Annotated in this window: 14 protein-coding genes; 4 read left to right on the plus strand and 10 right to left on the minus strand. The window is 72.3% G+C overall.

The annotated features are described in order from the left end of the window. Window positions 1-34: 34 nt before the first annotated feature. Complete coding sequence (locus EV699_RS15280) at window positions 35-670, plus strand: HAD-IA family hydrolase (protein WP_165904166.1); 636 nt, start codon at window positions 35-37, stop codon at window positions 668-670. Window positions 671-677: 7 nt separating this feature from the next. On the opposite strand, the gene EV699_RS15285 is transcribed toward EV699_RS15280, so the two are convergent. From EV699_RS15285 to EV699_RS15295, 3 genes are all read right to left on the minus strand, one after another. Then, complete coding sequence (locus EV699_RS15285; protein WP_132544333.1) at window positions 678-1,532, minus strand: PEP-CTERM sorting domain-containing protein; 855 nt, start codon at window positions 1,530-1,532, stop codon at window positions 678-680. 122 nt (window positions 1,533-1,654) lie between these two features. Continuing rightward, window positions 1,655-2,398, minus strand: a complete 744-nt coding sequence (locus tag EV699_RS15290) for an anti-sigma factor (protein WP_132544335.1) — start codon at window positions 2,396-2,398, stop codon at window positions 1,655-1,657. Next, the gene (locus tag EV699_RS15295; RefSeq protein WP_132544337.1) at window positions 2,395-2,964 is read right to left on the minus strand and encodes a sigma-70 family RNA polymerase sigma factor; all 570 of its coding nucleotides are present in this window, start codon (window positions 2,962-2,964) and stop codon (window positions 2,395-2,397) included. The genes EV699_RS15290 and EV699_RS15295 overlap by 4 nt, the downstream gene beginning before the upstream one ends. Before the next feature lie 176 nt (window positions 2,965-3,140). Between EV699_RS15295 and EV699_RS15300 the strand changes: the two genes are divergently transcribed. Both EV699_RS15300 and fumC read left to right on the plus strand, forming a co-directional pair. Further along, entirely contained in the window at window positions 3,141-4,451 is a 1,311-nt protein-coding gene (locus EV699_RS15300) for a hypothetical protein (protein WP_132544339.1), read from the plus strand. A gap of 108 nt (window positions 4,452-4,559) precedes the next feature. Continuing rightward, entirely contained in the window at window positions 4,560-5,951 is a 1,392-nt protein-coding gene (gene fumC / locus EV699_RS15305) for a class II fumarate hydratase (protein ID WP_132544340.1), read from the plus strand. A gap of 15 nt (window positions 5,952-5,966) precedes the next feature. Here the strand turns inward: fumC and EV699_RS15310 are convergent, their stop codons facing one another. From EV699_RS15310 to EV699_RS15325, 4 genes are all read right to left on the minus strand, one after another. Beyond that, complete coding sequence (locus EV699_RS15310; RefSeq protein WP_132544342.1) at window positions 5,967-6,848, minus strand: LysR family transcriptional regulator; 882 nt, start codon at window positions 6,846-6,848, stop codon at window positions 5,967-5,969. 1 nt (window position 6,849) lies between these two features. Then, window positions 6,850-8,043, minus strand: a complete 1,194-nt coding sequence (locus EV699_RS15315) for an aminotransferase-like domain-containing protein (RefSeq protein ID WP_132544343.1) — start codon at window positions 8,041-8,043, stop codon at window positions 6,850-6,852. A gap of 81 nt (window positions 8,044-8,124) precedes the next feature. Beyond that, entirely contained in the window at window positions 8,125-9,138 is a 1,014-nt protein-coding gene (locus EV699_RS15320) for a glycosyltransferase family 2 protein (RefSeq protein ID WP_132544345.1), read from the minus strand. A gap of 147 nt (window positions 9,139-9,285) precedes the next feature. Continuing rightward, complete coding sequence (locus EV699_RS15325; RefSeq protein WP_132544347.1) at window positions 9,286-9,552, minus strand: YcgL domain-containing protein; 267 nt, start codon at window positions 9,550-9,552, stop codon at window positions 9,286-9,288. A 73-nt stretch (window positions 9,553-9,625) separates the two neighbouring features. On the opposite strand from EV699_RS15325, the gene EV699_RS15330 reads away from it, so the two are divergent. Further along, window positions 9,626-10,267, plus strand: a complete 642-nt coding sequence (locus EV699_RS15330; protein WP_341540227.1) for a carbonic anhydrase — start codon at window positions 9,626-9,628, stop codon at window positions 10,265-10,267. A gap of 48 nt (window positions 10,268-10,315) precedes the next feature. Here EV699_RS15330 and fba read toward each other — a convergent pair whose 3' ends face one another. The 3 genes from fba to EV699_RS15345 all read right to left on the minus strand — a co-directional run bounded on the left by fba (window position 10,316) and on the right by EV699_RS15345 (window position 13,191). Next, window positions 10,316-11,380 carry a class II fructose-bisphosphate aldolase gene (fba, locus tag EV699_RS15335; protein WP_132544349.1) on the minus strand — a complete coding sequence of 355 codons (1,065 nt, stop codon included), beginning with the start codon at window positions 11,378-11,380 and terminating at the stop codon, window positions 10,316-10,318. 41 nt (window positions 11,381-11,421) lie between these two features. Continuing rightward, the gene (locus EV699_RS15340; protein ID WP_132544350.1) at window positions 11,422-11,937 is read right to left on the minus strand and encodes an SgcJ/EcaC family oxidoreductase; all 516 of its coding nucleotides are present in this window, start codon (window positions 11,935-11,937) and stop codon (window positions 11,422-11,424) included. Between the two features lie 69 nt (window positions 11,938-12,006). Continuing rightward, window positions 12,007-13,191 carry a phosphoglycerate kinase gene (locus tag EV699_RS15345; protein WP_132544352.1) on the minus strand — a complete coding sequence of 395 codons (1,185 nt, stop codon included), beginning with the start codon at window positions 13,189-13,191 and terminating at the stop codon, window positions 12,007-12,009. Between the last annotated feature and the right edge of the window lie 7 nt (window positions 13,192-13,198).

A 13,198-nucleotide genomic window follows, 5' to 3' on the forward strand; every position in this document is an offset into this window, starting at 1 on the left:
GCGCGCGCCGCAGCCGCGGCCCGGAGGACGGACGATGGCGATCGATGCGCTGATTTTCGATTGTGACGGCACGCTCGTCGACAGCGAGGTGCTGGCGGCGCAGGTGCTGGTGGACCTGCTCGCCGAGCGCGGCCACGCACTCGCCTACGACACGGTGCTGGCGCAGTACCGCGGTCGCGAGTTCGCGCACTTCGTCGCCACGCTGTGCGCGCAGCGGCCGGGGCTCGAAGCCGACGAGCTGACGCAGACCTTCCGCGCGCGCAGCCTGGCGCTGTTCCGCGAACGGCTGCAGCCGATCCCCGGCGCGCTCGAGCTGGTGCGCGGGCTCGCGCTCGACAAGTGCGTGGCGTCGAACGGGCCGCGGCAGAAGATCGAGACCTGCCTGGCGGTGACCGGCCTGCTGCCCTACTTCACCGGACGCATCGTCAGCGCCTACGAGGTCGGTGCGTGGAAGCCCGACCCGCGCCTGATCCTGCACGCGGCGGCGCTGCTGGCGACCCGCCCCGAGCGCTGCCTGCTGGTCGAGGACAGCCTCGCCGGCGTGCAGGCCGGGGTCGCGGCGGGGGTGCGGGTGGCGGCGCTCGGCCTCGACCCGGCGACGCTCGGTGAGCTGGCCGGGCGCGTCAGCGTGATCGACGGCCTCGACGCGATCCCCGCCCTGCTCGGCTGACGCCGCGCTACGCGCCGCGGATCCGGCGCAGGCACAGCGCGGCGCCGAGCGCGGCGAAGCCGAGCGCGAGCGGCGGCGGCTCCGGCACGGTGACCAGGGCCTGCGGGGTGGCGAAGGCGAAGTCGTCGGTCACCGCGAGGTCGACCCCCGCCCCGGTCTGCGGGCCGAAGGACTGCAGCGTGCTGCCGTCGAAGCTGAACAGCGCGTGGGTGCCGACCGTCAGCACCACGTCGGCGATGACCGCGGCGTCGAACAGCACGCCGAGGAACTGCGTGTCGCCCGGCCCGCTGCCGACCGGCACCACGAAGCGCCCGAGGCTGATGCGCCCGCCGCCGGCGTCGCGGCCGAAGTACTCGATGCTGCTGCTGCCGGCGTCCTCGACGCCGACGAAGATCGCGCCGAAGCCGCGCGTGCCGGCGGCGGTCGCGGTGCCGGGCAGCACGAAGCTCTGCTCGATGAAGCGGTCGTCGAAGCTGCCGGTGGTGTCGTCGAACATCACGAAGGTGTTGTTCGGCGAGAACGCCGGGAAGGCACCGGCGGTCGCCGGGTTGACCGCGGCGAAGCCGTCGCCGGCCACCGCGTAGGGGTCGGCGAACAGCGCGCCGGCGGCGCGGAAGCGGTCGACCGGGATCGCCACCGTGCTGTTAGGCACGATGACCCGTGTCGCCGGGTTGACGTCGGTGCCGTCGAGGCGCACGCCGTCCCAGGTGATGCGGCTGCCGCCGCCGATCGCGGCGCGGAAACCGTCGAAGGCGGCGGTGGCGCCGCCGGCGGTGCCGGAAAACACCAGCGGCACGGCGTGGGCGCTGCCGGCGAGGCCGAGGGCGACGGCGAGGCCGAGGGCAAGGCGGGACGGGTTCATGGACGGTCTCCTGGCGACGGTGGCGGACGTTCGGGCGGAAGCCGTGCGGCTTCTCGCAGACCGATACGCCGGCCGCGCGCGAGCGGAGACAGGGGGACAGAAGCTTTTTCCGGCGCGACGCGCTACCAGAGCTTCACGCAGTGGCCGGTGAGCACGAACGTGCCCGGCCGGGCGCCGGCGGCCGGCACGTCGGCCTCGAACGACAGGCCGAGGCGCGGCACCGTCGACAGCAGCTGCTCGGCGCTGGCGGCGAGTTCGAGCTCGTTCCTGCCCAGCACCGGCAGCGTGCCGAGCACGAACGGCGCGCTTCCCGACGGCAGCGCCCACAGCACGGCGATGCGCCCGATCGGCGCGTCGATCGGGTGCAGCAGCTTCAGCGTCAGGCGCCGGCCCTGGCGCGGGGCGCTGGCGAGCAGCATCGGGGTGCCGTCGGGCGCGGCGAGCAGGCCGACGTAGCTCGCCGGCAGCGCCGCCTCGTCGGCGGGCGGCGCGGCGGGCACCAGCACCTCCGGGTACAGCCGCAGCAGCCCGACGGCGAGCATCAGGCCGCAGGCGAAGCCGAACGCGAGCCCGAACCAGCCGCCACCACGGCGGGCGCCGCCGGCGGGCTCGGCGGGCTCGGCGACGTGCGTGCGCGCCGCCACGGTGCGCGCCTCGATCGCGCGCCACAGCTGCGCCGACGGGCGCACCGGCGGCAGCGGCGCGGCCAGCGGCGCAAGCCGCCGCTCCCAGTCGCGCACCGCGTCGGCCGCCGCCGGCAGCGTGCGGCACAGGCGCTCGAAGCGCCGCCGCGCACGCGACCCGAGCGTGCCGAGCACGTAGGCGGCGGCGAGGTGGTCGAGCAGTTCCGGGCGGTCGTAGTTCATGCGGCGGCATCCAGGCAGCGGCGCAGCCGCTCGAGCCCGCGCCGCAGCCACACCTTGACGCTGCCGATCGGCGCCTGCAGCCGCGCCGCCAGTTCGCTGTGGCTGAGGCCGTGGTAGTAGGCGAGCGCGAGGCAGCGCCGCTGCGCCTCCGGCACGACCTCGAAGCAGGCGTGCAGGCGCAGCGCGTCGAGCGCGCGTTCGAGCAGCGCGAGCGGGTCGGGACGCTCGTCGGGGGGGTCGGCGAGCGCGGCGTGGGCGTCGTCGTCGGTGGACTCGGTGTCGCGACGGCGGTCGCTGCGCAGCAGGTCGAGCGCCTGGTGACGCACGATCGAGGTCAGCCAGGTGCGCGGCGAACCGGCGGTCGCGGAGTAGCTGTCGGCACGCTGCCAGACCTTGACGAAGGCCTCCTGCAGCGCGTCCTCGGCGCGGTCGCGCCGGCTCAGGATGCGCAGCGCGACGCCGAGCAGCGCGGGCGCGCAGGCGTCGTAGAGCCGGCGGAAGGCGTGCGCATCGCCGAGCGCGACGCGCGCGATCAGCGTCTGCAGTTCATCGGCGTCAGCGCTCATCCCCTCCCCCTGCACGGCCCCGGCCCGTCGCAGCACCCCGTGCCACCACCCGTCGACCGTCCCGCCTGCGGCCACGCAGCATAGCAGGCCGTCGCGCTGCTGCCGCCATCGCAACGGACGTGCATGCTGCAGCGCGCTACCCTGTGCCCCTGATCCGGCCACCGCGGCGCACGACGATGAATACCCTCCGCCCGCCACACCCGTCTCGCGCAGCCACGCGCGGCCCGACCTGGGCCGTGTTCCTGCTCGGCCTGCTGCTCTACGGCACCCTGGCGCTCGAATGGGAGCGCCGCGGCCTGTTCGACCAGCACAACGTGCTGTTCGACACCGACCTGAAATCCCGGCTCGAATGCTATGCCGACGGCTGGGTCGGCCATGGCCGCAACCTGCAGCACCCGAACCTGTGCAACCTGGTCAATCCGCCGGTGCGCGTGATCGCCGGACTGCTGCCCGGTACGGCGGGCGCGGAGGAGAAACGCGGCGCCGTCGCCCGCTTCGTCGCCCCGACGGCCGGCGCCGCGGCGGTGGCGCTGACCTGGTGCAGCGCGCTGCTGCTGGGGGCACCAGGGCGGCGCGCCGCCCTGGTGGCGGGCCTGTTCGGCCTGAGCTTCTCGCAACTGCTGATGGCCGGCATCCCGGATCATCTGGCGCTCGGCGGCTTCACCATCGCGCTCGCCGCCTGGGCCTGCGCCCGCAGCGCCGCCGCGCGGCCGCTGCCGCAGGCTGCGTGGTGGGGCATCGGCTGGTTCGCCGCCGGGATCACCATCACCAACATCGCGCCGGTCGCCCTGCTCTACCTCGCCAGCCGTCGCGGCGACGGCGACGGCTGGCTGCGCGCCACCGTGCGCAGCGCCGGCTTCGCGCTGCTCGCGGTGGCGCTAGCCCTGGCGACCTCGCTGCTGCTCAACCTCGGCTACGGCATCACCGACCCCGCGGTGCTCTACCCAGGCACCGGCGTCGGGCCGCTGAAGGCTGAGCCGTGGCAGGAACTGGCGAGCTTCCCGGGGCGGGTGATCCAGTCGTTCGCACCGACCGGCTACCACCTGATACCCAATGCTCTGGCGCGGCGCGAACCCCACCGCTACGACGTCGAGGCGACGCTCGCGGAAGTGCCGATCTTCACGGCGATGGCGCCGGCCGCACTTGCCGTGGCCCTGCTGCTGGCGGCGAGCGCGGCGTCCGGCCTGCGCCGAAGCGGGATGCGCACCCCGGCAGCACCCGCACTGCTGGCCGCCACCGCCTTCCACGGCGTCTTCCACGCCCGCATCGGCTCGGACTACTTCCTCTACGCGCCCCACTGGACGCCCCTGGTCGCGCTGCTGACGACACTGCCGCAGCCGTCGAGCGCACGCGGCGAACGGCTGTGGTCGGCGGGCATCGCTGTGGTGCTGGTGCTGGTGGCAGCCAACTCCGCCTGGCTGCTGTATGCCCTCGCCAACGAGCTGCAACCCCTCTATCACCCGCTGGGGCAGCATCCCTGGCCCTGAGCACCCCCGGCCCGGTGGCGCCATCGGCTACGCTCAAGGCCGGCCGCGAGCGGTGCCGTCGGCGCGGCCGCCGCGACGACCCTGGCCGACGGCGTACGGAGGCCGCGCATGAACACCCGCATCGAACGCGACACCATGGGCGAGATCGCAGTGCCCGAAGGCGCCTACTGGGGCGCGCAGACGCAGCGCAGCGTGCAGAACTTCCGCATCGGCGACGAGCGCCTGCCGCGCGCGCTGATCAAGGCGATGGGCATCGTCAAGAAGGCCGCCGCGCTGGTCAACGCCGAGCTCGGCCAGCTCGACCCGGCGCTGGCGGCGCTGATCGTGCCGGCGGCCGACGAGGTCATCGCCGGCACCCTGGACGCGCACTTCCCGCTGGTGGTGTGGCAGACCGGCTCGGGCACGCAGAGCAACATGAACTGCAACGAGGTGATCGCCAACGTCGCCAACGAGCGCGCCGGCCAGCCGCGCGGCGCGCAGCGGCCGGTGCACCCCAACGACCACGTCAACCGCGCCCAGTCGACCAACGACTCGTTCCCGACCGCGATCCACGTCGCCGCGGCGCTGGAGATCAACGCGCGGCTGCTCCCGGCGCTGCAGCGGCTGCGCGACACGCTGGAGGGCAAGGCCGCGGCCTTCCGCGACATCGTCAAGATCGGCCGCACCCACCTGCAGGACGCCACGCCGCTGACCCTCGGCCAGTCCTTCGGCGGCTACGTCAGCCAGCTCGACCACGGCCTCGCACGCCTCGACCAGGCGCTCGCCGGGCTCTACGAACTCGCGCTCGGCGGTACCGCGGTCGGCACCGGGCTGAATGCCCACCCCGACTACGCGGTGAAGAGCGCCGCCAAAATCGCCGAACTGACCGGCCTGCCGTTCGTGACCGCGCCGAACAAGTTCGAGGCGCTGGGCGGGCGCGATGCCGCGGTGTTCGCCTCGGGCGCGCTGAAGACGCTCGCGGTGAGCCTCAACAAGATCGCCAACGACGTGCGCTGGCTGGCGAGCGGGCCGCGCTGCGGCATCGGCGAGCTGCGCATCCCCGAGAACGAGCCGGGCTCCAGCATCATGCCGGGCAAGGTCAACCCGACGCAGTCGGAGGCGATGACCATGGTCGTCGCCCAGGTGCTCGGCAACGACACGACCATCAACGTCGCCGGCGCCTCGGGCAACTTCGAGCTCAACGTGTTCATGCCGGTGATCGGCTACAACCTGCTGCAGTCGATCCGCCTGCTCGGCGACGCCTGCGCGAGCTTCGAGGAACACTGCGCGAGCGGCATCGAACCGAACTTGGAGCGCATCGCCCACCACCTGCACCACTCGCTGATGCTGGTGACGGCGCTGAACCCGCGCATCGGCTACGAGAACGCGGCCAAGGTCGCGAAGACCGCCTACCGCGAGGGCAAGACGCTGCGCGAGGTGGCGATCGAGCTGGCGCTCCTCAGCGGCGAGGAGTTCGACGCGCTGGTGCGCCCGCAGGAGATGGTCGGGCCGAGGCCCTGAACCCGCGCGGCGCGCTCAGCTGGCGTCGACGAACAGCTCGGCGATGAACTCCTTGACCACGCGGATGCGCGCGACGTAGCGCAGGTCCTTGTGCACCACCACCCAGGCGTCGCGCGGCTCGGGGCCGTGCCCGGGCAGGACCTGCACGAGCCCCGGCCAGACCCCGGCGACGCGGTTCGGCAGCAGGGCGATGCCGAGCCCGCTCGCGGCGGCGGCGGCGCGCGCCACGCCGCCGCTGCAGCGCAGCGCGGTCGGCGCGCCGACCGCGTGGCGGCTGTGCCAGACCGCCTCGGGGATCAGCGCGAGGTCGTCGGCGTAGCCGATCTGCACGTGCGCCGCGAGGTCTTCGAGACGGGCGAGTGGCGGTGCGCCCGCCAGGTAGGCGGGCGCGGCGTAGAGGCCGAAGCTCACGCGCCCGACGCGCCGCGCCACCAGGTCGGCGGCGGTGGGCCGGAACAGCCGCAGCGCGATGTCGGCCTCGCCGCGCAGCAGGTCGGCGGTGGCCGCGGTCAGCTGCAGCACCACCTCGATCGCCGGGTAGCGCACGTGCAGGTCGCGCAGTTGCGGCGCGATCACCAGCGCGCCGAGGCTCTCCGGCGTCGACACCCGCACGCTGCCGGCGAGGCTGGTGTCGTCGCCGGTCACCGCGCGGCTGGCGGCGTGCGCCGCCTCGCCCATCGGCGCCACTGCCTGCAGCAGGCGCTCGCCGGCCTCGGTCAGCACCATGCCGCGGGCATGGCGCTGGTACAGGCGCACGCCGAGGCGGCTCTCCAGCGCGGCGATGCGCCGGCCGACCGTGGGCTGGTTGGTGTCGAGCGCCCGTGCCGCCGCCGACAGGCTGCCGGTTTCGGCGGTGGCGAGGAAGTAGCGGTAGTCGTCCCAGTCGATCTCGGGCATGTCAGCGCACGTGCGCGACCGGCCACGACCGGCGCGCCTCGGCCTCGGCGTGGTAGGCCCGGATCACCTCGCCGAGCATGCGCAGGCCGCGGTCGATCTGCTCGGGCGTCGACAGGCTGAAGTTGAGGCGCATCTGCCCCTGGAACGCCGGCGGGTGGGCGTAGAAGGCACCGCCCGGCATGAACGCCACCTTGCGCGCCAGCGCGCGTTCGAGCAGCGCGCGCTCGTCGACCTCCTGGCGCAGGCGCACCCAGAAGAACAGCCCGCCGTGCGGCTGGCTCCAGGTGGCGAGTTCGCCGAGGTGGCGTTCGAGCCCGGCCTGCATCGCATCGCGCTTCTCGCGATAGAACGCGCGCAGGCGGTCGAGGTGGGCGAGGTAGTCGCCGTCGAGCAGGAAGCGGTTGCACCACCACTGGCCGATGCGGTTGGTGTGCAGGTCGGTGCACTGCTTGATGCGCACCAGGTGCGGGTGGATGTCGTCCGAGGCCGCGATGAAGCCGATGCGCAGGCCGGGGATGCCGGTCTTCGAGAACGAGCCCATGTACATCCACGGCGCCCCGCCGAGGCGCCCGGACAGCGGCGTGCGGTCGACCGCTTCGTACATCAGTTCGCGGTAGGGCTCGTCCTCGAGCAGCGCCACGCCGGTTTCGCGCAGCACCTCGGCGACGCCGGCGCGGTGGCTTTCGGCGTAGCACACGCCCGAGGGGTTCTGGAAGGTGGGGATCAGGTAGACGAACGCCGGGCGCTCGCGCCGGATCAGCTCGCGCAGCTGCTGCGGGTCGATGCCCTGCGGCGTCAGCGGCAGTTCGAGCATGCGCGCGCCGAAGAAGCGGAACGCCTGCAGCGCGGCGAGGTAGCTCGGCGCCTCCACGGCGACCGGGGTGTCGGGATCGATGAAGAGCTTGGTGACGAGGTCGAGGCCCTGCTGCGAGCCCGAGGTGATCAGCACCCGCTCGGGCGGCACGCGCAGCCCGATGCCGGTGAGCTGCCGCGCGATGGTCTCGCGCAGCTCCGGCTCGCCGTCGGTGGTGCCGTACTGGCTCAGGCTCGCCGGCAGTTCGCGCAGGTCGAGGGGCGGCATGGCCTCGCGCGCGGGCAGGCCGCCGGCGAAGGAGATCACGTCGGGTTGCTGGGTCAGCGCGAGCAGTTCACGGATCAGCGAACTGGTGAGGCGTTCGATGCGGACGGAGAACATGGGAGAGCCCTGCGGTACAACCGGATTTCCTACCTAACCCGAGGCCGCGCGCGCATGCAAGCAGCAGATGCGCGGCCGCCGTCAGGCGCGGCCGAGTGCGGCGCGGATACGCGCGCGGTCACGCGCCCGCGAGGCGCGCAGCGCCCAGAATCCGGCGAACACCGTGCGCAGATCGGCGAATGCGCGGCGGCGCTCATCGGGATCGGCGTTCACCCGGCGCAGGTCGAGTGCGAACTTCACCAGCGTCAGCAGGGTATTGAGCCAGAACCAGCGCGTCGGCTTCTTCAGGATCAGGCCGTAGTTGGCGCGGCGCTGTGCCGAACGGCGGAATGCATCGAGCCCGCGGTAGGTGGCGTGCCAATGAAAGGCCTGCGCCCGCACCGCCACCGCCGGCGGATAGCCGGCGAGGTAGCTGCGCCGGCAGAGGTCATTGTCCTCGCCGAAGAAGAAGAACAACTCGTCGAACCAGCCGACCCGTTCGAGCATGTCGCGCGACAGCAGCATGATCGCGCCCGACAGGTACTCGATCGGGTAGTGGCGCTGCAATTCGGCGGCAGCCGGCGGCTCCTCGCGCAGGGCGCCGGTGTGGCGGACGAACCAGTAGCAGCCGGGTTCGACGCGGTCCCCTTCACGATTCACGTGCAGAGGCGATACCGGGCCGAGGCGGGGTTCGGCGAGCGATACCAGAACCATCTCGGCCAGGGCGCCGTCGAGCAGTTCGACGTCGGGGTTCAGGATCAGTACGTAATCGACATCTTCGGCGAGCGCGGCGCGGATCCCCGCGTTGCAGGCAACCGCGTAGCCACGATTGGCGCCGAGTGGAATCGGCGTCACGCGCAGCGGCGTGTCGAGCGCGGCAACGTGCGCCAGCGTGCCGTCCGTGGAGCCGTTGTCGACCACGTAGACGCGCAGGTCGACCTTGTCCTGGCGGCCGAGGCCACGGAAGCAGTCGTCGAGCCAGCGCTCGCTGTTGTAGGTGACCAGCACGGCGCCGACGCGCACCTGTCGCAGACGCTCGCGCTCGGCGGGGTCGATGCTGGCGCGGGCGCGCTGCGCCAGCAGGCGCGCCTCGAGGGGTTTGACGGGCGAATTCATGTACGGCACTCCCAATGCGCACGCGGGGGTTGGGGGCGCTCGCCCCGGAGTCGCGCGGCACGGAGTCTATCGGGCGCCCGCGGACCGCGGGCGCCCTCCGATCCGCGCGCGACAACACGTGACCTTCTGCCGTGCGCCCCGGGCTCGTCAGTCCTGGCCGCCGCGCCACGCCGCGGCCCAGTCCTCGCGGCGCGGCAGTTGCAGGAACCAGCCCTTGTCGGCGAGCTGGCGGCGTACCTCGTCGACGTCCTCGTGGGCGAGCCGGCGCTGCGGCGTGAGCTCCAGGTCCATCACGTGGACGAGCCCGCCGAGCGCGCTGCGCAGCGCCGGCGGCAGGTCGTCGAAGGCATCCTTGCGGGCAAGGTAGAGGTAGGTGTCGGGCCGCTTGCGGCTCCTGTAGATCGCGCACTGCATGGGTATGGGGTCTCGTGGCACTCGGTGGCGGGCTTCCCCTATGATGCCGCTTCAGCCAGTCGAGGAGGAACGCATGGTGTCGACCGTCGACAACCTGATCCAGGGTTTCCAGCGCTTCCGCGCCCGCTATTTCGAACGCGACCGCGAACTTTTCCAGCAACTCGCCCACCAGGGCCAGGCGCCACGCACCCTGGTGATCGCCTGCTCGGACTCGCGCGTCGATCCGGCGATCATCACCGACGCCGCGCCGGGCGACCTGTTCGTGATCCGCAACGTCGCCAACCTGATGCCGCCGGCCGAGGAAGGCGGTGGCCTGCACGGCACCAGCGCCGCGCTGGAGTTCGCCGTGTGCGACCTCGGCGTGGAGAACATCGTCGTGCTCGGCCACGGCCACTGCGGCGGCATCCATGCGCTGCTCACCGGTGGCGGCGAGGGCGGCTACATCGCACCGTGGGTGGGCATCGCCGCGCGCGCGCGCGACCGCGTGCTGGCCCGCTGGCCCGACGCCACGCCGGCGTTCCAGCAGCGCGCCTGCGAACGCATGGCGATCCTGGTGTCGCTGGAGAACCTGATGACCTTCGACTTCGTGCGCGCCGGCGTGGAAGCCGGTCGGCTGAAGCTGTTCGGCTGGTACTTCGACATCGAGAACGGCGAGCTGATGCAGTACGACCTCGAGACCAAGCGCTTCCACGACCTGTATCTCGGCTGGGAGTGAACCGCCCCCGCCGCGCGCGGCGGCAGGGGCGGCAGGGGCGGCAGGGGCTCAGCGTACCTGCGGGTCGAGTTCGCCGCTCTGGTAGCGCGCGGTCATCGCCTCGAGGCCCAGCGTCCTGATCTTCGACGCCTGGCCGGCGGTGCCGAAGGCCTCGTAACGCGCCGCGCAGATGCCCCGCATCGCCTTGACGGTCTCGCCGAGGTACTTGCGCGGGTCGAACTCCTTGGGGTGCTCGGCGAGGTAGCGGCGGATCGTGCCGGTGCTCGCCATGCGCAGGTCGGTGTCGATGTTGATCTTGCGCACGCCGTGCCTGATGCCCTCGACGATCTCCTCGACCGGCACGCCGTAGGTCTGGCCGAGGTCGCCGCCGTACTGGTTGATGATCGCGAGCCAGTCCTGCGGCACCGAACTCGAGCCGTGCATCACCAGGTGGGTGCCGGGGATGCGCGCGTGGATCTCCTTGATGCGCTGGATCGCCAGCACGTCGCCGGTCGGCGGGCGGGAGAACTTGTAGGCGCCGTGGCTGGTGCCGATGGCGATGGCGAGCGCATCGACGCCGGTCGCCTTGACGAACTGCGCCGCCTCCTCCGGGTCGGTGAGCAGCTGCGAATGGTCGAGCTTGCCCTCGGCGCCGATGCCGTCCTCCTCGCCGGCCATGCCGGTTTCGAGCGAGCCGAGGCAGCCCAGCTCACCCTCCACCGACACCCCGCAGGCGTGCGCCATCTCGACGGTGCGGCGGGTGACGTCGACGTTGTAATCGTAGCTCATCGGCGTCTTGCCGTCCTCGCCGAGCGAACCGTCCATCATCACCGACGAGAAGCCGAGCTGGATCGAGCGCTGGCACACCGCCGGCGAGGTGCCATGGTCCTGGTGCATGCAGATCGGAATCTGCGGCCACTCCTCGATCGCCGCCAGGATCAGGTGGCGGATGAAGGCCGCGCCCGCGTACTTGCGGGCGCCGGCCGAGGCCTGGACGATCACCGGGCTGTCGGTCGCCACCGCGGCCTCCATCACCGCGCGCAGCTGTTCGAGGTTGTTGACGTTGAAGGCCGGCACGCCGTAGCCGTGTTCGGCGGCGTGGTCCAGCAACTGGCGCAACGTGATCAGGGGCATCGGAAGTCTCCAGACACGCGGACGGCGCCCGCCCGCGACGGTTAGTGCTTGGCTTTCGCCATGGTCGTTTCCGGCATCATCGACGAGTGATGCTCGACGATCAGCCACTGGTCGCCGATCTTGCGGTAGACGAAGGTGTAACGCGCCGGCACCTTGCCCTTCCTGGTGTCGAACACGTAGGTACCGGCATCGATCGCGATGTCGCCGAAGACGCGGATGTTGCTCTCGGTGATCGTGCCCTGTGGCTTGGCCTGCAGGAAGTGGACGAAGTAGTCACGCAGTTCGTCGGGCGTGTGCCGCACGCGGTCTGACAGCGTCGGCAGCAGGATCGCGTCGGGCGCGTAGTTCGCCAGCACCGCTTCCGGGTCGCCGGTCGCCAGCGAGCGGTTCCAGCGCTCGAACAGCGCGGCGATCTCGGCCTTGGCCTGCGGCGTCGCCACCATTACCGACGGCGTCGTGCCGGACGCCGGGGCAGTGCCGGCGCAGCCGGTCGCGAGCACGAGCGGCAGCAGCACGGCGGCCACGGCGGCCACGGCGGAATGCGGTCTGCAGTTCATCGGGTCTCTCCTTGAAACGAACGGGATACGCGCGGGCCGACGCGCCCGGCGCCGGCCCGTAAGGCGAGGTCAGGCCGCCGCGGCGCGGCGCTCCAGCACCTCGATCGCCGGCAGGCTCCGTCCTTCGAGGAATTCGAGGAAGGCGCCGCCGCCGGTGGAGATATAGCCGATCTGGTCGGCGATACCGTACTTGGCGATGGCGGCGAGGGTGTCGCCACCGCCGGCGATGGAGAACGCGCTCGCATGCGCGATCGCCGAGGCGAGCATCTTGGTGCCGCCGCCGAACTGGTCGAACTCGAACACCCCGACCGGGCCGTTCCAGACGATGGTGCCGGCGTGGGCGATGATCTCGGCGAACTTCGCCGCGGTCTTCGGGCCGACGTCGAGGATCAGGTCGCGCGGCTGCACGGCGTCGGCGGGGACCTTGTTGGCGCGGGCGAGCGCCGAAACCTCGTCGGCGACCACCACGTCCACCGGCAGCGGCACCTCGGCGCCGCGCGCCTTCATCAGGTCGATGATCGCCTGCGCCTCGCCGACCAACTCGGGTTCGGCCAGCGAGCGGCCGATGCGCAGGCCCGAGGCGAGCATGAAGGTGTTGGCGATGCCGCCGCCGACGATCAGGCCGTCGACCTTCGCCGCCAGCGAACGCAGGATGGTGAGCTTGGTGCTGACCTTGCTGCCGCCGACGATCGCCACCAGCGGCCGCGCCGGCTGGTGCAGCGCGCGCGTCAGCGCGTCGATCTCGGCGGCGAGCAGCGGGCCGGCGCAGGCGACCGGCGCGAACCTGGCCATGCCGTACGTGGTGGCCTCGGCCCGGTGCGCGGTGCCGAAGGCGTCATTGGCGTAGACGTCGCACAGCCGCGCCATCCGCTGCGCGAGCGCGTCGCTGTTCTGCTTCTCGCCGACGTTGCAGCGGCAGTTCTCCAGCAGCACGACCTCGCCGGGGGCGACCGTGACGCCGTCGACCCAGTCCTTCACCAGTGGCACCGGCCGCCCCAGCAACTCGCCGATGCGCACGGCGATCGGCGCCAGCGAGTCCTCGGGCGAGCACGCGCCCTCGGTCGGCCGGCCCAGGTGCGAGGTCACCATCACCGCCGCGCCACGCTCGAGCGCCATCGCGATGCCCGGCACCGAGGCGCGGATGCGGGTGTCGTCGGTGATGCGGCCGCTGTCGTCCTGCGGCACGTTGAGGTCGGCGCGGATGAACACGCGTTTGCCGGCGAGCTCCAGGTCCTCGAGTTTCAGCACTTTCATGGCGTGG

The sequence above is a fragment of the Plasticicumulans lactativorans genome (assembly GCF_004341245.1).
Classification (GTDB): Bacteria; Pseudomonadota; Gammaproteobacteria; order Competibacterales; family Competibacteraceae; genus Plasticicumulans_A; species Plasticicumulans_A lactativorans.